We start from the raw sequence: 20,556 nt of genomic DNA on the forward strand, positions 1-20,556 counted from the left end.
CGAAAATCGGACGGTCGATAAAAAATTTCGACATGGTTTACTCCCCTTTGCCGCCAGCGGCTTTGTTAGCTGCCTGTGCGGGGGCCGGGTTCTTTGCGGTTACGTTGGTCGCCTCGCTGGCTTTGACTTCGACGCCAGGCTTGACGTATTGCAGGCCTTCGGTGATCAGCCGATCACCGGCTTTCAGGCCGTCTTCGATCAGCCATTGGTTGCCGACGGTGCGGCTGGCCTTGAGCTGGCGCAGTTCAACCTTGTTGTCCGGGCCGACGACCATCGCGGTCGGTGTGCCTTTGAGGTCGCGGGTCACGCCTTGCTGCGGGGCCAGAATCGCCGCGCTGTTCACACCGGCCTGCAACTGGGCGTGCACGAACATGCCTGGCAGCAGCGTGTGGTCAGGGTTGGGGAACACCGCGCGCAGGGTCACGGAACCGGTGGTCTGGTCAACCGAGACTTCGGAGAATTCCAGCTTGCCGTCGAGTTTGTACTGGCTGCCGTCCTCGAGAGTCAGCTTGACCTTGGCCGAGTTATCGCCGGCCTTTTGCAGGCGACCGCTTTCCAGTTCACGGCGCAGCTCAAGCAATTCGACCGAGGATTGGGTGACGTCGACGTAGATCGGGTCGAGTTGCTGGATCACGGCCATTGCTTCGACCTGGGCATTGCTGACCAGTGCGCCCTCGGTCACCGAAGAGCGACCGATACGGCCGGTCAGCGGTGCATAGACCTTGGTGTAGCGCACATTGATTTGCGCCGATTGCAGCGCAGCTTCCGATTGCAGGCGATTGGCCACGGCGGTGTCGTATTCCTGACGGCTCACGGCTTGCTCGTCGACCAATTGCTTGTAGCGATCGGAGATCGATTTGGTCGAACGCAGGTTGGCTTCGGCGCTTTTCAAGGTCGCTTCGTAGACCGACGGATCGATCTGGTACAGCTGCTGGCCGGCCTTGACGTCGCTGCCTTCCTTGAACAGACGCTTGAGAATGATGCCATTGACCTGCGGGCGCACTTCAGCAATGCGGAACGCACTGGTGCGGCCGGGCAGTTCGGAGGTCAGCGTAAACGTTTGCGGTTGCAGGGTGACAACGCCGACCTGAGGCGGTGGTGCGGCCGGCGCCGCTTCTTCCTTTTTGCATCCGCTGAGCAGCGATGCCAGGGCGACGGCGGCGACCAGAGCGGTGAGAGCTGGCTTGAATTGCATGAAAATCCTCGGGTCAGGCGCGTAAAAAACGCACAAGAAAAGATGAAAGGTAAAAAGAGGGTTCCGGGTGGATAAGTAGCATGCTAAGGAATATACTTACGTTCACGGCTGTTTGTAAATACCTTGGCGGTGTATCTTCGCCGTTACAGCAGCCATCGAAAGGTTGGAATTGTAGGCCCGGGGACGATACCCAAGAGCGATCGCCCCACTTTTATTCAGCTGATATTCAGACATCGCTGAAGCATCCTGATTGAGGTTGTACTGCCATGGTCCGTCGTACCAAAGAGGAAGCTCAAGAAACCCGCGCCCAGATACTCGAGGCGGCTGAAAAAGCCTTTTACGAGCGGGGCGTGGCCCGTACGACCCTGGCGGATATCGCCACCCTCGCCGGAGTCACTCGTGGGGCCATCTATTGGCATTTCAGTAACAAGGCCGATCTGGTGCAGGCCATGCTCGACAGCCTGCACGAACCACTGGATGAGTTGGCCAAAGCCGCGGAGAGTGAAGACGAGCCCGATCCACTGGGCTGTATGCGGCGGCTGTTGATCCATTTGTTTCATGAAGTTGCACTGGACCCCAAGACCCGGCGCATCAACGAAATTCTGTTCCATAAGTGTGAATTCACCGATGAAATGTGCGACCTGCGTCAGCAGCGCCGAACGGCCAGCCTCGAATGCAACACGCGCATCGGTCTGACCCTGCGTAATGCGGTCAACCGTGGGCAATTGCCGGAAGACCTCGATACCGTTCGCGCTGCCATCAGTATTCATGCCTGGATCGACGGCCTGCTTTATCAGTGGTTGCTGGCACCGGACAGCTTCCAGCTGCACACCGAGGCCGAGCGTTGGGTCGACATCGCGTTGGACACACTGCGTTTGAGTCCCAGCCTGCGCAAGTGAAACAACATGCTAATCGGTGCCGCGTGTGTCAACGGTCAAGGCCGCAAATGAACAGTTCTTCACGCGCACGGCGGCAGACGGGTGCTTTTATATACGCCCGCTCGCCGCGGTGACAGATAGTCGGCGCGGTAATTTGTAGGAATTTTGTGTCGCTTGTGTGGGCGAGCGCCTATATCCCTTGACGGTTTCGTTGCTGTTTCACCTTGTACATCTCGCCGTCTGCCAGTTTGATGGCCTCGTCCACTGTCAAGCTGCCCGGTATCACTGCCACTACCCCAACGCTTGCGCCGCTGTAGTCAACCTCACCAAAACCGTGGCCCAGCTCATATTTCCCTTTTGTCGCTTTGGACAGGCGCTCCTGCAGCAACCCGGCCGCGTGTTCCCTGTCTTTTGCCGGGTCCGAGTGTTCAGAGGGCGTGCCCAGGGCAATCACGATGAATTCATCACCTCCAGTCCGCCCGATGATGTCGCTGATTCTGAGGCCATGCTGCAATCGGGCGGCCACGCCGCGCAGTAGCTGGTCTCCTGCCAAGTGACCGTGGGTATCGTTGATGAGCTTGAACCCATCCAGATCGATGACACCCAAAAGTATGTACTTGTTCTCACGCTGGGCCAGGGCGAACAGGCGCTCGGCATCGTTGAGAACGGCACGCCGATTGGACAGGCCGGTGAGTGGGTCTGTCAGTGCCAGATTGGTCAACTCGACGTTGGCGGCCTGGAGTTGCTTAACCAGCTGCTCACGTTCAAGGGAATATCCGAGCAACCCTGAAAGCAGCTTCAGCAAGGGCTCCACTTCAGAACGACGAGGCACCTGGTTTGAGCTGGCGGCACACACCGTCCCCAACACTTGCCCATCCTGGGACCTGATCGGCGCGCTTACATACGTACTGATACCCAACGCCGCGGCGGCCTGCGAGTCGCCCCAACATTCGGCAACGTTATCCGAGTACATGCGATTCTCGTCCAGCGCCCGCTTGCACAAAGTATCTGCCCAAGGCACCACCAGCCCTTCCGGAATCACCATGTCACCGACGTTGCGTGCAAACTCGATGCGCTGGACGCCCTCGTCGGTATCAATGGTCGTCAGGTAGGTCGACTCCATACCGGTGACTTGACTGAGCAGAGTGAGCAACGGGCGCGTCAGTTGCTCCAGGGTTCGGGCATTGGGAATGGTATCGGAGAGAAGAGAAAGAACCTGATCCATTTTTTGGGAGGCCGATAGCTGAGTGGTATTCCATTATCGACTGGTTGGCGGATTACTGAACATTGCAGGGGCCGGATAAGGAGGGCGAGAAGGCTGAGGTGAAGGTCCCGGTGCCTGGTGTGGACAGGTACCTGTGGCGCTTCAACCCAAGCCCTTCTCGAGGCATCAAATAAATGGAACCGCGTTTGGACGCGCTCGCCTAATGATCAGCCTGTGGAAATTCCCGCAGGCAAGGTGCCAATACCGGCATGCTTCGAGAGGTGGTCAACGTGGCTAAAGACGAGAAGAAAAGCAAAGGTGACACTTCAAAAGCCAGCAAGGACTTGAAGGACAAAAAATCAACATCGACCAAGAAATCAGCGGCAGCGTCGGCGCTTTCGAAATCGTCCGAAAAGAAGGACAAGAAAAAAGATGCCGAACCAAAGAAGTCTGCAAAGAAAGCAGATAGCAAGCCAGAAAAAACCAAGAAATCTGCCAAGTCAGAAACGTCGACGAAGAAGAAAAAGTGACACCCATCCTCTGCCAGGGCTTTATGCCCTGGCTTCGAGGGGGCAACCGGAAGTATTAGGTCGCTGTGCGGAAAAGGTGTCGGTTATTCTGGAGCCAAAGGTGCTTTTTAGTTCTTTTTAGTTTGTCCACTTTTTGGTTTTTATGTCGATAGAATAGTGGCTGACATAGAGTAACTGTAAGGGTGTTGGGTTTCTTTGTTGATTAAACTGGAAGCCGTCAGTACAGGTATATCTCCTATCGACTTCGCATCATGTTCCCACACCAACTTTAGTATCGGAGCTAAAGGGCTGATGTTTGAGTGATAAAAGTACTTGAGGCTGCTCGCGAACTCTACCGTTTGACTATAGTTGGTGTAGGTGGCCTGAAAAGTAAACAGGCTTTGCATGTTGTATTGTCTGATTGCTGGATTGAGATGCGCAGGGATGGACGCTTCAAGCGTCACTGGAGTGCTGCTGTAAGGCATCAATTTTGCCGGGCATTCAGGCGGAGCATCCTCGAAAGTTGTATCGTCGCGCCAAAAAATTGATGAAGTGTTGTTGGTGATGATTACGCTGAAGACAAGCTTTTTTGAGACGTCCATGTCTTGGTTTTCCTGTGTGGAATATTTGGGTTGGCTTGGAGCGTTGGTGTTTATTCGACTCGGATATCTACCAGATAGCTATAAGGCGCTTCGGTCAATGAGTTATTCAATGTAGACGTGCAGCTTACGTGAGTGGCGCCAATTGAAATGGCTTCATGATTCCAGGTTTTGAGGTGCGTTGGATCACCCGGTGTAATGTCTGTATTGATTCGAAAGACTTTGTCTCCCTTTTCATTGCTGAAGGTAAAAAACTTGTGTGCACGTGTACCGGCAGAGTTGGACACGGTTTTTTCGCAGAAGTAGATAATCGTTTTGGGTTTCAGGGATTTTGCAATGGGGTGTAAATGCCGTGGGTGGACGTTGCTGTCGATGAGCTCAAACCTTTCGGAAGTTTCGTTGGTAATAAAAAATACTGTAGTGGTGGTGTTCTTGTCCGCGTCGTCCTGACTGCGAAATATGGCATCTTTGAAAAGATCAACATACATCCCCAAAAAGGGATAGGTTCCAGCTGATGAGCTGTGTTCCATATTGTCCAGGTAAGTCTGTTCTGCCAGTTCGATGGCGTCCAGGTCGGCCTGTAATGCATTTGCGACCAGGGTTCCGGGCTGTTCCTTTCCGATATGCACATCCAGCCAGTAACTATGGGGCGCTTGAGGGTCATGATCTCTCAATTGAGATGAGCAGTGCAGGAATTCTCGGCCTGTGGAGCGTGCTTGATGTTCCCAGACCGGCGTTCGGGTGGGAGCAATGAAGCCGAACGAGGACTTCACCAGCAGATGTGTATCAAGACGACATTGCTTGCCGCCTGCTGCGTACGTCAAGAATTTCTTGATAAAGATATTGTCACCGGGCCGTGTCGCCCCGAGCCTGTTGTGGTCAAAAACATTCTGTGCGCCCATCACTGCGATGGAGTAGGGCGGGATATCGCATTCGGACAAATCTTCGATTTCGAAGTCCGTCTCGATAAGCTGGATTGTTTCATTGGTGTTGTTCTGGATGTAAACAAGCAATTCTATCGAGTTTTTACCCTGGTTGAATTCCTTCCATTGAGTGTTCTTTCGTTCTTCGTAGATGGCTTTGAGCTTTTCTTCTTTCAGAAGCATTGATTCTTGTGCATAGTCCATTGTTGTTTCTCTCCATTGAAAACAATGTGGTGTGTCGATGGGGCAATAATGATTTTTTGTGAGTGGGCTGGCAAATGTTAAAGCTGGATATTGTTTGCTGAGTATGTAAGTGCTTGGCACTAATTATTGTTGTTAATGAACGGTGAGAAACAAAAAAAGCCCCAACTCTTTCAAGTCGGGGCTTTTTGCATTTCTACAGCTGAAGATTACAGCGTTGGATAGTCGATATAACCAACCGGGCCTTTGGCGTAGAACAGTTCAGGACGCGCTTCGTTCAGTGGCGCATCGGCTTTCAAACGCGCCGGCAGGTCCGGGTTGGCGATGAACGGCACGCCGAAGGCGACGGCGTCGGCTTTGCCGGCGGCCAGCCAGGCGTTGGCGCTGTCCTTGGTGAAGCGTTCGTTGATGATGTACGGGCCGCCGAAGGCTTCCTTGATTTGAGGGCCGAGGCTGTCGGCGCCTTCTTTCTCGCGCGAGCAAATGAAGGCGATGCCACGCTTGCCCAGTTCGCGAGCGACGTAGGTGAAGGTTTCGGCCAGGTTGTCGTCGCCCATGTCATGGGAATCGGCACGTGGCGCGAGGTGCACGCCGACGCGGCCGGCGCCCCAGACTTCGATTGCGGCATCGGTCACTTCCAGCAGCAGGCGCGCACGGTTTTCCACCGAGCCGCCGTAGTTGTCGGTGCGCTGGTTGGTGCTGCTTTGCAGGAACTGGTCCAGCAGGTAACCGTTGGCGCCGTGGATTTCCACGCCGTCGAAGCCTGCGGCCTTGGCGTTTTCGGCACCGGTGCGGTAGGCGTCGACGATGTCGGCGATTTCAGCGGTTTCCAGGGCACGCGGGGTTGGGTAGTCGGCCAGTGGGCGAACCAGGCTGACATGACCTTTAGGCTGGATGGCGCTCGGTGCAACCGGGGCTTCGCCGTTCAGGTACGACGGGTGCGAAATACGACCGACGTGCCACAGTTGCAGGAAGATCTTGCCGCCCGCGCCATGGATTGCTTTAGTCACGTTGGCCCAGCCACGCACCTGATCGTTGGACCAGATGCCCGGAGTGTCCGGGTAGCCGACGCCCATTGGCGTGACCGAAGTCGCTTCGCTGAGGATCAGGCCGGCGGAGGCGCGTTGTACGTAGTATTCGGCCATCAGCGCGTTCGGCACGCGGCCTTCGTCAGCGCGGCAGCGGGTCAGCGGCGCCATGATGATGCGGTTGGACAGTTCGAGGTCGCCCAGTTTGATCGGATCGAAAATAGTCGTCATTTAATCGCTCTCTTTTGAAGATCAGTTAGTAGCAGGAGCCAGTTCGGGATTGCCGTTCTGACGGAAAGTAATCAGGGTCACCAGCAGGGCGAGCACCGCCAGCGCTGCGGCTGCGAGCGGCACGCTGGTCAGGCCGAAGCCGTGGGCAATCACGCTGCCACCGACCCAGGCGCCCAAGGCGTTACCGACGTTGAATGCGCCGATGTTGAGGGTCGAGACCAGGTTCGGCGCGGCTTTGCCGTAGGTCACCACGTTGACCTGCAGGGCAGGCACGGCGGCAAAACACGCAGTGGCCCAAAGGAACAGGGTGATTTCGGTCGGGATCACGGCGACGCTGGTCCAGGTCAGCACGGTCGACACCACGGCCATGGCGATGAAAACGCCGATCAGCGTGGCGGCCAGGCCTTTGTCGGCCATCTTGCCGCCGATGATGTTGCCGAGGGTCAGGCCCAGGCCGATGAGCATCAGGCTCCAGGTCACGCCCCGGGGCGAAACGCCAGTGACTTCGCCCAACAGCGGCGCGACGTAGGTGAACAGGGTGAACACCGACGCGGCGAACAGCGCGGTCATGCTCAGGGACAACCAGATGCCGGCGCCTTTGAGGGCTCGCAGTTCGGCGCGCATGTCGAGTTTTTCTTCATCACGCTTGGCCGGCAGGAAACGGATCAGGCCGATCAGCGCGATCACACCAATCACGGTCACGGCCCAGAAGGTCGAACGCCAGCCGGATTCCTGGCCCAGAGCGGTGCCCAGGGGTACGCCGAGCACGTTGGCCAGGGTCAGGCCGGTGAACATCAGGGCCACGGCTGATGCGCGTTTGTTCGCAGGCACCAGGCCAGCAGCTACCACCGAACCGATGCCGAAGAACGCACCGTGACACAGCGCCGTGACCACGCGGGCAAACATCAGCACGTTGTAGTCACTGGCCACTGCGCAGAGCAGGTTGCCGATGATGAAAATGCCCATCAACGCCACCAATGCAGCCTTGCGCGGCAGTTTGGCGGTGGCCAGGGCCATGAATGGCGCACCGATGGCCACGCCCAGGGCATAACCGGTCACCAGCCAGCCGGCGCCGGGGATCGACACACCGAGGTCGGCCGCCACATCAGGCAGCAAGCCCATGATGACGAACTCGGTGGTGCCGATGGCGAAGGCGCTCAAGGCCAGGATGAGTAGCGAAAGGGGCATCGTCTGAATCCTTTTTTCTGACTTGGCGTCAGAGCTCTTTGCTGAAGATTTTGAGGAACTCCTGAATGGTTTCCTCGTTGCGTTTGAAAAAGTGCCATTGGCCGACTTTGCGGCTGCTGATCAGGCCGGCGCGTTGCAGAGTCGCCAGGTGCGCGGAGACCGTGGACTGCGACAGGCCGCAACGTTGATCGATCTGCCCGGCGCAAACGCCGTGCTCGTTGCTGTGGGACTGGTCTGGAAATTCGACGGTCGGGTCCTTGAGCCAGTGCAGGATGTCTCTGCGGACCGGGTGCGCCAGGGCTTTTATTATTTCGTCGAGGTCAAGGTTCATGGTTGGGGGCTCGTGATCAGTAAAACGCTATATCGCGATGAAGCGAACTTTAAATCGGTATTTCGCGATATACCAATATGATTTCGATCTGACGACCGAATAAATCGGTATATCGGGTTATAACGATATGCTGGGTGTAGATACCGGAGCGCGGTGCTAAGCTGCGCCCATGAACTATCTCGCACATCTTCACCTCGGTGGCCAGCGTCCCGGTCAATTGCTCGGCAGTCTGTATGGCGATTTTGTCAAAGGCAGGCTGCAAGGGCAGTTCGAACCCGAGATCGAGGCCGCTATCCAGCTGCATCGCAGCATCGACGTATTTACTGATCGTCATCCGTTAGTGGATGCCGCGTTGTCGCGCTTTTCCCTGACGCGCCGCCGCTATGCCGGGATCGTGCTCGACGTATTTTTCGATCATTGCCTGGCGCGGGACTGGAAGCTGTATGCCGACCGGCCACTGGAGCTGTTCACTTCGGATGTGTATCGCGTGCTGTCCCGTGAACGACAACTGCCGGAGCGCCTGGCGAAGATTGCCCCGCACATGGTGGCCAATGACTGGCTGGGTTCGTATCGGGAGTTCGAAGTGCTGGAACAGGTGCTGCGGGGGATTTCCCGGCGCTTGACCCGGCCTGAAGAGCTGGCGGCCGCGATGCAGGAATTACGGATGTTGTACGAGCCGTTGAGCGAAGATTTCCGGTTGTTCTATCCGCAGTTGCAGGATTTTGCGCAGAACCATCCAGCAGCATAGATCCATTGTAGGAGCGAGCCTGCTCGCGATAGCGGTGTGTCATTCAACATCATCGTCAAATGTTAGTCCGCCATCGCGAGCAGGCTCGCTCCTACAGGGGCATGTGTTTAAGCTGCGATAGCGGGGCGGCTCGGTGCTCGTTGCGGTTCGATAATTTCACCAAACAACGCCTTCTGCACCGCTTGCTGCGCCTCGAACGCCAGTGCCGCACGCTCGCGACCTTCGCAGGCGATTGGCTTGAGCAAGTGGATCTCGACAGCGCCGCGGTCATTGGCAAACAAGCGCATCAAGTGCGAGAGCAAGTCATCATCGCCAATGAAGGGCGCGAGCGTATCGAGTTCACCGTCACGCACATAACGAATCGCCACCGGTTGCAATGCCACGTCCGAATCGATGGCGGCGGACAGCAGCCGCCCGTGGAACGTGCGCAGGGAGCGGCCATCGGTGGTGGTGCCTTCCGGGAACATCAGCAACGGATGCGCATGCTGCAGATGACGGGTCATCTGTTTGCGGATCAACTGGCTGTCACCCGAACCACGGCGGATGAACAGGCTGCCGGCCTTTGCCGCCAACCAACCGGCCACAGGCCAGGTACGCACTTCGGCCTTGGACAGGAACGACAGCGGCGTGAGCATGCCCAGCAACGGGATGTCAGTCCAGGACACATGATTGCTGACCCACAGCATCGGCGCTTTCGGCAATTGACCGTGGACCGTCACGTCGAAGGGCAGGGCGTTGCTCAGGCGTGCCATGAAAAATCGCGACCAGCGCTGACGGCGCTCCATCGAATGGGCCAGGCCCAAGCGTTCGAACACGCCGAACACACTGGCCATGCTCAGCCCCAGCGCCACCACCAGCAACACTCGCGCGATTCGCGCGTACACCCGCAGCCGGCTCATTACACCGCCGCCTTGAAGTGTTTGGCGTAGCGCGGGCAGAGTTCGTCGCGCTTGAGCAGGATGAACACGTCGGCAACCTGGAAGTCTTCGTCCCAGCACGGCTCGCCGCAGATCTTCGCGCCCAGGCGCATGTAGGCCTTGAGCAGCGGTGGCATCTCAGCGATTACGTTGGAGGGAATATCCAGGGTCGGCAGCGGTTTTTTCGGTTCGGCGCGCAGGTGTTCGGTGCACAGGTAACGTTCACGCAGACGCTGCATGATCGCGTGGGCCTGGATACCGCCATCCTGCATCGGGATGCTGGCGCAACCCATCAGGTAGCTGTAACCGCCCTGATTCAGTACTTCAGCCAGTTCGCCCCAGAGCACGGCGATGGTGCCGCCGTTGCGGTAGGCCGGGTCGACGCAGGTACGGCCGATTTCCAGGATCGGGCCTTGCAGATGGACCAGGCCATGCAGGCTGAATTCTTCTTCGCTATAGAACTTGCCCAGGCTGCTGGCGGCGGTGTGGTCGAGCAAGCGGGTGGTCGCCACCAGTCGCCCGGTGTTCAGGTCACGCACGCCGATATGGGCGCAGTGAACATCATAGTCATCCATGTCCAGACCCAGTTCCGCGCCTTTGAGCTTGGCGTTGAACTCGCCGCTGAACACGTTGAAACGCAAGGCCTGAGCTTCCTGCAAAGCCTCGGCGCCTATCAGACGTTCGGCTTGCAGGCGGCGTTCGTTGCCGGTATCGCTGATGCGGGCGATCTGAGTCATGGCGAATCTCCGTGCGGGCTGCTCACCCGTCTTTGGGTTACAGCGGATCGACTTTCTTTATCCAGCCTTGTTGTGCAAAGTCAGGCTATGTAGCCCCGGTGTCATCGCCATGAAGCTTTGGTGATGCTTATATGACAGCCCACAAGGAGCCTCTTATGCCCTGGCAAACCCTGTTGAAACGCCGTGATCGCTTGCCCGCCAACCCCGACCTGGGAGAAGGGTTCACGACCTTGTTAGATCACCTGGGCGCCGTTTCCCCATTCGAGTTGGCGGTGGCGGGCGGACGTTTGATGGCAACACCGGGACTGGCATTTCTGGTGGGCTATCAAGCGGCACTGCGCATGCTTTGGCCTAGCGCGCCGTTGAGCCTCGGAGCCTTGTGCGCCACCGAACAGCGCAGCCTGCGCCCGGCGGACATGCAAACCCGCCTGAGCGGTTTGCGCCTGAGCGGGCGCAAGGACTTCGTCACCGCCGGCGATGCCGCCGACTGGCTGCTGATCGCCGCCCGCAGCGAGCCACCTGGCGACGAGCCGCGTCTGAGTCTGGCGGTGGTTTATCCGGATGAGCCGGGCGTGCGTGTGGAAAAGCTGCCGCCGCTCCCGTTGATGCCGGAGATCAGCCACGGCCGTTTATTCTTGGAAAACGCGCTGTGCGAATTGCTCGCCGGGGATGGCTGGGACGCTTACGTCAAACCGTTCCGCACCCTGGAAGATGTCTATGTGTTGAGCGCCATGACGGCGTGGCTGTATGGCGTCGGGCAGGACTGTGACTGGCCGCAGAGCTTGCAATTACGATTGTTGGCGTTGCTGGCCGGGTGTGCGGAAACCAGCCGTCAGGCGCCGAGTCATGCGGCCGGGCACGTGTTGCTCGGCGGGTTGTTTGCGCAGTTCGAGGCGCTCAAGGTTGAGGTAAATGAAGCACTGGCCGATGGGCCAGCGGAATGGGCGGCGATGTGGCAGAGGGATCAAGCGGTGATGGATCTGGCGGCGGGGGCCAGGGGTAAGCGGCTGGCCAAGGCATTGGCGGCGATCTGACGGGCCTCATCGCGGGCAAGCCCGCTCCCACAAGTCTTGTATTCGCCAGCGGTTCCTGTGGGAGCGGGCTTGCCCGCGATGGCAATCTTCCAGGCAACACAAATCCCGGAACTGTCATCAACCTCGACTAGGCTCAGCGGGTTCGTTCCCAAGAGCCCCGGCCATGTTCAAAGGCTTGTCCCTGATTTTTCTGTTGTTGCTCGGCCTATCGGCTCAAGCCGAAAACTGGCCCGACGAGCAATGGCCCAGCGGTCCGGCCACGACTGGCCCTGCACTTCAGGCGCTGGAAAACTATGCTTTCCCACCCCGCGACGACAGCACCCGAAAAGGCATCCGCACCGATGCCTTGCTGGTAATCCGCGATGGCCAGTTGATCTACGAACGCTACGCCGGGCCGACCACCGCCGAGACGCCGCACCTGACCTGGTCCATCAGCAAAAGCCTGATGGCCACGGTACTGGGCGTGGCGTACGGCGAAGGCCTGTTCAAGCTCCAGGACCCGGTGCAGAGGTTTTATCCGCCCCTGAAAAAACACCCGGACACGAGCATGGCCGACCTGTTGCACTGGGCCTCAGGCATTGACTGGCAGGAAGACTACGAATACGCACCGTTGAAATCTTCGGTGGTGGCGATGCTCTACACCCGAGGTCACGCGGACATGGCCGCGTTCACTGCCGATCATGGCCGGTACGCGGCGCCAGGCCAGACGTTTCGCTATTCCAGCGGCGACAGCAATCTGTTGTCCACCGCGCTGAAAAGCATCGTCGGTGCTAATCGCTATGCGGACTTTCCATGGACAGCCTTGTTCGAGCCACTGGGTATTCGCCACGCCATTTGGGAAACCGACGCCAGCGGCACGTTCGTCGCGTCTTCTTACGCCTACCTGACCGCGCGGGATCTGGCGCGAGTCGGCTTGCTGATGGCCCGCGACGGTCGTTGGGGCGACAGACAATTGCTGCCCAGGGATTGGGTCGCCTTCAACCGCGAGCCGTTCGCCAATTATCACGCGCATCAGGACGAAACCGTTCCCGGTGGCCATTGGTGGCTCAATCGTGCAGCAGACGGAGCGGCACAACCCTGGCCCGATGCGCCCGTCGATACGTTCGCGGCGCTGGGCCATTGGGGCCAGGCGATGTACGTGATTCCGAGCGAAAAACTGGTGATCGTGCGTTACGGCGATGACCGCGACGGCAGCTATCGTCACAACGAATTGCTCAAGCTCGCACTGAAGGCCGTTGCCGGGAAGGTGCAACCATGAGCGGTTTCATCCGGCGCCGGCCGATCAGTTCGTTGCTTCTGGTCCTGCTGCTCGCCTTGCTGGGCTGGATCTGGCACGAGCGTGTGGCTCTGTGGGCATTCCCCGACATCATCAGCGCCTACACCGCGAAGGAATATTGCTCGTGCCGATACGTGATGAACAACGACGCCGGTTATTGCCGTGGTTATGTGAAGCAGTGGCTGCCCACCAGCGGGTTTACCGATGACACCCTCGACAAGCGCGTCACCGTCAGCGGCATGGGCCGCAGCAACAGCGCCGCGTGGATCGGCGAACGCCAGGGTTGCCGCTTATCGCCCTGAATGTGGCGATGCTTTTTGTGGCGAGGGAGCTTGCTCCCGCTCGGCTGCGCAGCAGTCGTAAACTCAGCAACCTCGGTATGTCAGATACAACACGGTTGAGGTGCTAGCGCCGCTCTTCGCAGCGCAGCGGGAGCAAGCTCCCTCGCCACAAGGTTTTGCATTGGTCATCAAAGCTTTTTCCCCTCAGGTTCCACTCTGTGGAACCACATTCGATTGTCCTCGTGCGCGACTCGCGGTTATCTGGCGGTGAGCCCCTGCCTTTGATGCGTCTCGCGCTCCACAAAAGAACAGCGAACAACAAGAACGGGAATTCACTCGGCCTGAGGAAATCGTCATGACTCGACATCAGCACATCCTTGCCTGGCTCAGCGACGTGGCCAGCGACCTGCACGCCACCCGCCAGGACATCCATGCCCACCCCGAACTCGGTTTCGAGGAAAACCGCACCTCGGCGCTGGTGGCCAAATCCTTGGTTGACTGGGGCTACGAGGTTCACACCGGGATCGGCAAGACCGGCGTGGTCGGTGTCCTGCGCAACGGCAACAGCCCGCGCAAACTCGGATTGCGCGCCGACATGGATGCACTGCCGATCATCGAGAACACCGGCGCCACCTACAGCAGTCAGCATCAGGGCTGCATGCACGCTTGCGGGCATGACGGCCACACCACCATGTTGTTGGGCGCCGCGCGTTATCTGGCGGCTACCCGGCGGTTTGACGGCACCCTGACCCTGATTTTCCAGCCGGCCGAAGAAGGCCAGGGGGGTGCCGAAGCGATGCTCGCCGATGGTTTGCTCGAACGTTTCCCCTGCGATGCGCTGTTCGGCATGCACAACATGCCGGGTCTGCCTGCCGGACATTTGGGCTTTCGTGAAGGGCCGATGATGGCGTCGCAGGACTTGCTCACCGTAACCATCGAAGGCGTCGGCGGACATGGTTCGATGCCGCATCTGGCGGTCGACCCATTGGTGGCGGCAGCCAGCGTGGTCATGGCTTTGCAGACGGTGGTGGCGCGCAACATCGATGCGCAGCAAGCGGCAGTGGTCACGGTCGGTGCGTTGCAGGCCGGGGAGGCCGCCAACGTGATACCGCAGCAGGCGATCCTGCGCCTGAGCCTGCGCGCACTCAATGCACAAGTGCGTGAACAGACCCTCGAACGGGTGCGCGCGATCATCGAATCCCAGGCCAGGAGTTTTGGTTGCAGTTCACGCATCGAGCATCGTCCGGCCTATCCGGTGCTGGTCAACCACGCCAACGAAACCGAATTCGCCCGTCAGGTCGCTGTCGAGTTGCTCGGCGCCGATGCGGTGGACGGCAACACGCCAAAACTCATGGGCAGCGAAGACTTCGCCTGGATGCTCCAGCGTTGCCCCGGCGCCTACCTGTTTATCGGCAATGGCGTATCGCGGCCGATGGTGCACAACCCCGCGTATGACTTTAACGACGACATCCTGCTGACCGGCGCGGCGTATTGGGGCGCGCTGACCGAGAGCTGGCTCAAGCCGGCCTGACTTTCTCACTTTCTACTGCCGCTGGACCGGGCGCGCGCCGTCGTGCCCGCCGTTACCCATCAGGTTTTTGGAGAGTTGCCCATGCACACTTCGAGCACAGGCGTTTCGCGCACCCGGCAGGTGGTCGCCGCCGTTATCGGCAACGCACTGGAATGGTATGACTTCATTGTTTACGGCTTTCTGGCGAGTATCATCGCCCGGCAATTTTTCCCGTCCGAGGATGAGTACGCCTCGCTGCTGATGGCGCTGGCGACCTTCGGCGTCGGCTTTTTCATGCGCCCGGTGGGTGGCATTCTGCTGGGCATGTATTCGGACCGCAAAGGACGCAAGGCGGCGATGCAGATGATCATCCGCCTGATGACCGTGTCCATCGCGCTGATCGCCTTTGCACCCAACTACGCCGCCATCGGCATGGGGGCGCCGCTGTTGATCGTGGTCGCACGGATGCTGCAAGGCTTCGCCACGGGTGGCGAGTACGCCAGTGCCACGGCGTTCCTGGTGGAGAGCGCACCGGCGCACCGCAAGGGTTTGTATGGCTCGTGGCAATTGGTCGGGCAATGCCTGGCGGTGTTTTCCGGGGCCGGCATGGTGGCGTTGTTCACCCATTTGCTGACCCCCGAGGCATTGGACCTTTGGGGCTGGCGCATTCCGTTCATCATCGGCTTGCTGATCGGCCCGGTCGGGCTGTGGATTCGCAAGCACATGGAAGAACCGGAGGAGTTTCTTGAGGCGCGCAAACAGGCCAAGGGCGCCAGTCCAAGCTTGCTGCAAGTGATCCGCGAACACCGCCGCGCCATTCTTGTATCGATGGGCCTGGCGTGTGGTGCGACCGTGTCGTTCTACGTGGTCCTGGTGAACATGCCGACCTTCGCTCACAAGAATCTCGGCCTGCCGCTGGACCAGGTGCTGTTGGTGCAAATGCTGGCCGTGGCGCTGATGACCGTGGTCATTCCATTGTCCGGCGCATTGTCGGATCGCCTCGGCCGACGCCCGGTTTTGATGGCCTTCACCCTGGCGTTTTTCCTGATGGTCTATCCGTTGTACGTGTGGGTGGCGGCAGCCCCCTCCATCGAGCGCTTGCTGGTGATGCAACTGTTGCTGTGCAGTTCTATCGGCGGCTTTTTCGGCCCGGCGCCGACCGCACTGGCCGAACAGTTTCCGATTGAAGTGCGCTCTACCGGGGTATCGGTGGCCTACAACGTTGCGGTCATGGTCTTCGGCGGTTTCGCGCCGCTGATCGTCACCTGGCTGAGCAAAGTCCTGGCGACGCCGGTGGCGCCATCGTTCTATGTGTTGTTCGCTTGCCTGCTGACGCTATTGGGCACTTACTGCATGCAGGAAGCACCACGGGCAAAGCGATCTGTCGAACTCAACCTTGAGGTGAAACCTTGAGCATCAATCCGATTGTAGAAATGGACGCCGCTACGCTGTCCCGGGCCATCCACGGGCGGCTGGTGTCTTGCCGTGAAGTGATGCAAGCGTATCTGGCGCAGATCGAACGCTTCAATCCGCAGGTCAATGCGCTGGTGTCGCTGCGAGCGGACGATGAACTGCTGAGCGAAGCCGACGCCTGCGACCGGCAGCTGGATCAAGGCCAGTCCCGTGGCTGGATGCACGGCATGCCGCAAGCGGTCAAAGACCTGGCTGCCACCGCCGGGTTGCGCACCACCATGGGCTCGCGCCTGTTCGCCGAACAGGTCCCGCAACACGACGCCATCAGCGTTGCGCGGGTACGCGACAGTGGCGCAATCATCATCGGCAAGAGCAACGTTCCGGAGTTCGGCCTCGGCTCGCAAACCTACAACAGCGTATTCGGCACCACCACCAACGCCTACGACCCGACACGGGTCGCCGGTGGCAGCAGCGGCGGGGCGGCGGTGGCGCTGGCGTTGCGCATGCTGCCGGTGGCCGATGGCAGCGACATGATGGGCTCGCTGCGCAATCCGGCGGCGTTCAACAACGTCTTCGGTTTTCGTCCGTCCCAGGGGCGCGTGCCGTACGGTCCGGGGCCGGAGCTGTTCGTCCAGCAATTGGCCACCGAAGGGCCGATGGGCCGCACCGTTACCGATGTCGCTCGATTGCTCGGCACGCAGGCCGGCTACGACTCGCGCGCGCCATTGTCGCTGACTCAGGACCCGCAGGTTTTCCATCAGTCCCTGGCGCAGGATTTCAACGATGTTCGCGTCGGATGGCTGGGCGACTATAACGGTTACCTGCCGATGGACCCAGGCGTGATGAGCCTGTGCGAGTCGGCATTGCACGACTTTGCGGCACTGGGCTGCAAGGTTGAAGCCTGTCAGCCGGACTACGCCATGGAACGCCTGTGGCAAGCCTGGTTGACCCATCGCCATTGGCTGGTGCAAGGCAGCCTCGGTGCGTTGTACGCCGACCCACGCAAACGCGAGCAACTCAAACCCGAAGCGCAATGGGAAGTCGAAGGCGGGCTGCGTCTGACGGCAGCGGATGTCTACCATGCCTCGGTCAGTCGCAGCGACTGGTATCGCGCCTTGAACGAATTGTTCGAACGTTACGATTTTCTGTTGCTGCCCACTGCTCAAGTGTTTCCTTTTGATGCACAAACACCGTGGCCGCGCGTCGTCGGCGGGCAGAGCATGGACACTTACCACCGCTGGATGGAGGTGGTCATCGGGCCGACGTTGGCCGGATTGCCGAGCATGAACGTGCCGGTGGGTTTCAACCCCGCAGGATTGCCGATGGGGCTGCAAATCATTGGCCCGGCCCAGGCTGACTTGGCGGTGCTGCAACTGGCGTATGCACACGAGCAACTCACCCAATGGGTCAAGCGCCGACCGCCCGGTTGTCTGCAAAACTCTTGAGCCTGGCGGACAGGCCCGCATCTTGCTGTGCTTTGTAAAAGAGCAGCGATACGGGCTTAGGGAGTTCGAACCTATGGAGAGCAAGGCAGAAACCGGCAATGTACGTTCCGTCGAGCGCGCTCTGGCGATCGTCGAATTGCTGGGTGAGCATCAGGCGTTGGGGTTGGAGGAATTGCATTACCTGACGAGCCTGCCCAAGTCCACAGTGTCACGGATGTTGCTGACCCTGCAGGAGCAGGGCTGGATCTACCGCGGCTTGAGCGACCGGCGTTACCGCTTGTGCGCCAAGCGTCTGTATGGCGACAGCCAGCAGCGTTTCAAGCGGCGGCTGGTGGAAAACGCCGCGCCGCTGTTGCTGGAATTGAGCGAACGTACCGGGCTGGTGGCGGACTTGTCGTGTTTCGACGGCGAGCGGATCGAGGTCATGGAAAGCGCCATTCCGACGGTGCTACGCAAGCGTTATCCGAACAACTGCCAGATCGTCGGCCAGCACGCCAGCCTGTTTCATTCGGCCATGGGCCGGGCCTGCCTGGGAGAGCTGGACAGCCATGAAGTAGAACGTCTGGCCGAGCGTGAGCGGTTGAATGACGAGACGCTGTTCAACGCTTCGCAAACGGCGTTGCACCAGGGGTTCGGCCAGCGCACCGAAGGTTACTGGGAATACCCGGTGCGCCTGCCGTTCCTGATTCGAGCGGTGGCTTTACCGATCCGTACCGACGGCCGGCTGGTCGGCAGCATGGCGTTGCACTGGCCGATGGATCAGGCGCCGGTGGAACGGGTGCTGAGCCTGCACCTCAACAGCCTGGCCACGACCATTGGCGATGTGCAGCAGGCGATGGCCTGATTGGAACTTGTGGCTGTTTAGAGACTCAAGGCAACACATTTCTTGCAACCTGTGTCAGGCCGGTTAAGGTTCAGCACAGGTTTACTTGCCCCCACGAGTCTTTATGTCCAAGCGGTCAGTCACCCAAACCCTCGCTTCAGTGCTGTTGGCCGGCGCTTCGCTGTCAGCCCAGGCCAACTGGTATCTGGACGGCGAGTCCTCGCGGCTGTCATTCGTCAGCACCAAAAACGCCAATGTTTCCGAAGTGCAGCGCTTTTTGGTGCTGCATGGCAAAGTCGATCCCAAAGGGCTGGCGCAGGTTGAAGTGGAACTGGATTCGATCAACAGCGGCATTCCGCTGCGTGATGAGCGCATGCGCAACAATCTGTTCGAGATCGATAAATTTCCCGAAGCATTGATCTCCACACAAATCGACCTGCGTCCGATCAACGACCTCGCCCCCGGCGCGCAACTGGAATTGCGTCTGCCGCTGACGGTCGACCTGCATGGCAAACAGCACACCTACAACGCCGAATTGCTGGCGACGCGCCTGGATGACCGGCGCTTCCAGGTGGTGACGCTGGAGCCGTTGGTGATCAACGCCGAAGACTTTGATCTGGCGCCGGGGCTGGAAGCACTGCGCAAGGTCGCCGGTTTATCGGCCATCAGTCTGTCGGTGCCGGTGGGTGCGGTGCTGATTTTCACGGCGCGCTGACATGGCCGGGGCAATTTTTCCGTGGCGTGAAGGCAACCGCTTCGAACTGCTGATCGACGGCCCGCAGTTTTTCCCGCGCATGCTGGTGGCGATAGCCCGTGCCGAGGAACAGGTCGAGTTGGAGTTGTATCTGGTGGAGGCGGGCGCCTGTGCCGAGGCCATGGTGCAAGCGTTGGTCCAGGCTGCCGAGCGCGGTGTGCGGGTGCGATGCCTGTTCGATGATTACGGCAGCCTCGCGTTCACCCTGACCTTGCGTCAGCGCCTGACGACGGCCGGCGTGGAATTGCGCTTCTACAATCGTCTGAACTGGCGGCGTTGGGTCGGTAACTTCTACCGTGATCACCGCAAGTTGCTGCTGGTGGATCAAAGCCTGGCTGTGGTCGGCGGCACGGGTGTCACCGATGAGTTCTGGACGCCGGGCGAGGACGTCAGTGAATGGCACGAAGTGATGGTGGAAATCACCGGCCCGCTGGTGCTCGACTGGCAACTGCTGTTCGATCGCCAATGGATCGCCAACCGTCATCGCCGCGCCTGGAAACCCGCGGCGCATTTCGGCTTGCCGCGTCTGCCCCGAGTGCCCGCCACAGGGGAGGGCATGGGCCGCGTCGCCTACGCCGACGCCCGTCAGCACCGCGACATTCTGCAATCCTTGACGCGCGCACTGAACAGCGGCCAGAAGCGTATCTGGCTGGCCACTCCGTACTTTCTGCCGACCTGGAAGGTCCGCCGCTCATTGCGTCGTGCCGCCGGCCGTGGCGTCGACGTACGCCTGCTGCTGACCGGGCCACGTACCGATCACCCTTCCGTGCGCTATGCCGGGCATCGCTACTACCCGCGGTTGCTCAAGGCCGGGGTGAAGATTTTCGAGTACCAGCCGTGCTTCCTGCACCTGAAAATGGTGTTGATCGACGATTGGGTGAGCATCGGTTCATGCAACTTCGATCACTGGAATTTGCGCTTCAACCTGGAAGCCAACCTCGAAGCGCTCGACCCTGGACTGACCCGGGACGTGGCGGCGAGTTTCGAAAAGGATTTTGCCCTGAGCCAGCAAGTCAGCCTGGAAGAATGGCAGCGCCGTCCTCTCTGGAAGCGAATCAAGCAACGGGCCTGGGGATGGGTGGATCGGTTGGTGGTGAATCTGTTGGATCGAAGGGGCTGACCCCAATCTGAAGAACATCCTCCAGATCGTTCCCACGCTCTGCGTGGGAACGCCTCCAGGGACGCTCCGCGTCCAGTGACGCGGAGCGTCACGGGCTGCATTCCCACGCAGAGCGTGGGAACGATCAGTCCACACGGGGTTACAGCAACTCAAAACTCTGCTGCGTCACATCCTGGGAATCCAGGCCGATCTGCACGTTGAACTTGCCCGG

At 59.4% G+C, this 20,556-nt stretch carries 21 protein-coding genes; 12 read left to right on the forward strand and 9 right to left on the reverse strand.

The features are described 5' to 3' along the window. Positions 1-37: 37 nt before the first annotated feature. The gene (gene emhA, locus D8U18_RS04240; RefSeq protein WP_056856091.1) at positions 38-1,195 is read right to left on the reverse strand and encodes an efflux RND transporter periplasmic adaptor subunit EmhA; all 1,158 of its coding nucleotides are present in this window, start codon (positions 1,193-1,195) and stop codon (positions 38-40) included. Between the two features lie 266 nt (positions 1,196-1,461). On the opposite strand from emhA, the gene emhR reads away from it, so the two are divergent. Beyond that, on the forward strand, positions 1,462-2,094 hold the full coding sequence (emhR, locus tag D8U18_RS04245) for an efflux system transcriptional repressor EmhR (RefSeq protein WP_056856090.1): 633 nt from the start codon (positions 1,462-1,464) through the stop codon (positions 2,092-2,094). Between the two features lie 169 nt (positions 2,095-2,263). On the opposite strand, the gene D8U18_RS04250 is transcribed toward emhR, so the two are convergent. Beyond that, a complete protein-coding gene (locus D8U18_RS04250) occupies positions 2,264-3,298 on the reverse strand; it encodes a sensor domain-containing diguanylate cyclase (protein ID WP_131107087.1) in 1,035 nt (344 codons plus the stop codon). Between the two features lie 260 nt (positions 3,299-3,558). Between D8U18_RS04250 and D8U18_RS04255 the strand changes: the two genes are divergently transcribed. Beyond that, the gene (locus D8U18_RS04255) at positions 3,559-3,807 is read left to right on the forward strand and encodes a hypothetical protein (RefSeq protein WP_056856306.1); all 249 of its coding nucleotides are present in this window, start codon (positions 3,559-3,561) and stop codon (positions 3,805-3,807) included. Positions 3,808-3,947: 140 nt separating this feature from the next. Here the strand turns inward: D8U18_RS04255 and D8U18_RS04260 are convergent, their stop codons facing one another. The 5 genes from D8U18_RS04260 to D8U18_RS04280 all read right to left on the reverse strand — a co-directional run bounded on the left by D8U18_RS04260 (position 3,948) and on the right by D8U18_RS04280 (position 8,287). Then, positions 3,948-4,388: a hypothetical protein gene (locus tag D8U18_RS04260; RefSeq protein WP_131107088.1), complete on the reverse strand. Its 441-nt coding sequence runs from the start codon at positions 4,386-4,388 to the stop codon at positions 3,948-3,950. A gap of 50 nt (positions 4,389-4,438) precedes the next feature. Next, entirely contained in the window at positions 4,439-5,512 is a 1,074-nt protein-coding gene (locus D8U18_RS04265) for a hypothetical protein (protein ID WP_131107089.1), read from the reverse strand. A gap of 206 nt (positions 5,513-5,718) precedes the next feature. Next, a complete protein-coding gene (locus D8U18_RS04270) occupies positions 5,719-6,768 on the reverse strand; it encodes an alkene reductase (protein ID WP_056856086.1) in 1,050 nt (349 codons plus the stop codon). Positions 6,769-6,789: 21 nt separating this feature from the next. Then, positions 6,790-7,956: an MFS transporter gene (locus D8U18_RS04275; RefSeq protein WP_131107090.1), complete on the reverse strand. Its 1,167-nt coding sequence runs from the start codon at positions 7,954-7,956 to the stop codon at positions 6,790-6,792. 28 nt (positions 7,957-7,984) lie between these two features. Then, a complete protein-coding gene (locus tag D8U18_RS04280; protein WP_130904349.1) occupies positions 7,985-8,287 on the reverse strand; it encodes a metalloregulator ArsR/SmtB family transcription factor in 303 nt (100 codons plus the stop codon). 169 nt (positions 8,288-8,456) lie between these two features. Between D8U18_RS04280 and D8U18_RS04285 the strand changes: the two genes are divergently transcribed. After that, entirely contained in the window at positions 8,457-9,035 is a 579-nt protein-coding gene (locus D8U18_RS04285) for an ACP phosphodiesterase (protein WP_131107091.1), read from the forward strand. Between the two features lie 107 nt (positions 9,036-9,142). Here the strand turns inward: D8U18_RS04285 and D8U18_RS04290 are convergent, their stop codons facing one another. After that, positions 9,143-9,934, reverse strand: coding sequence for a lysophospholipid acyltransferase family protein (locus tag D8U18_RS04290; protein WP_131107092.1), 792 nt, complete (start codon positions 9,932-9,934; stop codon positions 9,143-9,145). Then, entirely contained in the window at positions 9,934-10,689 is a 756-nt protein-coding gene (olsB, locus tag D8U18_RS04295; protein WP_056856082.1) for an L-ornithine N(alpha)-acyltransferase, read from the reverse strand. The genes D8U18_RS04290 and olsB overlap by 1 nt, the downstream gene beginning before the upstream one ends. A 155-nt stretch (positions 10,690-10,844) precedes the next feature. Here olsB and D8U18_RS04300 point away from each other — a divergent pair, with 155 nt between their 5' ends. The 9 genes from D8U18_RS04300 to D8U18_RS04340 all read left to right on the forward strand — a co-directional run bounded on the left by D8U18_RS04300 (position 10,845) and on the right by D8U18_RS04340 (position 20,345). Next, positions 10,845-11,723: an acyl-CoA dehydrogenase family protein gene (locus D8U18_RS04300; protein ID WP_130904347.1), complete on the forward strand. Its 879-nt coding sequence runs from the start codon at positions 10,845-10,847 to the stop codon at positions 11,721-11,723. 163 nt (positions 11,724-11,886) lie between these two features. Next, positions 11,887-12,981 carry a serine hydrolase gene (locus D8U18_RS04305; protein ID WP_131107093.1) on the forward strand — a complete coding sequence of 365 codons (1,095 nt, stop codon included), beginning with the start codon at positions 11,887-11,889 and terminating at the stop codon, positions 12,979-12,981. Further along, a complete protein-coding gene (locus tag D8U18_RS04310; RefSeq protein WP_056856079.1) occupies positions 12,978-13,301 on the forward strand; it encodes a hypothetical protein in 324 nt (107 codons plus the stop codon). Before D8U18_RS04305 ends, D8U18_RS04310 begins: the two co-directional genes overlap by 4 nt. Positions 13,302-13,635: 334 nt before the next feature. Further along, a complete protein-coding gene (locus tag D8U18_RS04315) occupies positions 13,636-14,811 on the forward strand; it encodes a M20 aminoacylase family protein (protein ID WP_131107094.1) in 1,176 nt (391 codons plus the stop codon). Positions 14,812-14,892: 81 nt separating this feature from the next. Then, positions 14,893-16,203: a citrate-proton symporter gene (locus tag D8U18_RS04320; protein ID WP_130931207.1), complete on the forward strand. Its 1,311-nt coding sequence runs from the start codon at positions 14,893-14,895 to the stop codon at positions 16,201-16,203. Next, positions 16,200-17,648: an amidase gene (locus D8U18_RS04325; protein WP_277752459.1), complete on the forward strand. Its 1,449-nt coding sequence runs from the start codon at positions 16,200-16,202 to the stop codon at positions 17,646-17,648. Before D8U18_RS04320 ends, D8U18_RS04325 begins: the two co-directional genes overlap by 4 nt. A 73-nt stretch (positions 17,649-17,721) precedes the next feature. Continuing rightward, positions 17,722-18,492 carry an IclR family transcriptional regulator gene (locus D8U18_RS04330; RefSeq protein WP_130907463.1) on the forward strand — a complete coding sequence of 257 codons (771 nt, stop codon included), beginning with the start codon at positions 17,722-17,724 and terminating at the stop codon, positions 18,490-18,492. 103 nt (positions 18,493-18,595) lie between these two features. Further along, positions 18,596-19,186 carry a YceI family protein gene (locus tag D8U18_RS04335; protein ID WP_056856075.1) on the forward strand — a complete coding sequence of 197 codons (591 nt, stop codon included), beginning with the start codon at positions 18,596-18,598 and terminating at the stop codon, positions 19,184-19,186. A 1-nt stretch (position 19,187) separates the two neighbouring features. After that, entirely contained in the window at positions 19,188-20,345 is a 1,158-nt protein-coding gene (locus D8U18_RS04340) for a phosphatidylserine/phosphatidylglycerophosphate/cardiolipin synthase family protein (protein WP_130907462.1), read from the forward strand. Positions 20,346-20,556 lie beyond the last annotated feature (211 nt).

The sequence above is a fragment of the Pseudomonas sp. Sample_10 genome (genome assembly GCF_004321495.1).
Taxonomy (GTDB): Bacteria; Pseudomonadota; Gammaproteobacteria; order Pseudomonadales; family Pseudomonadaceae; genus Aquipseudomonas.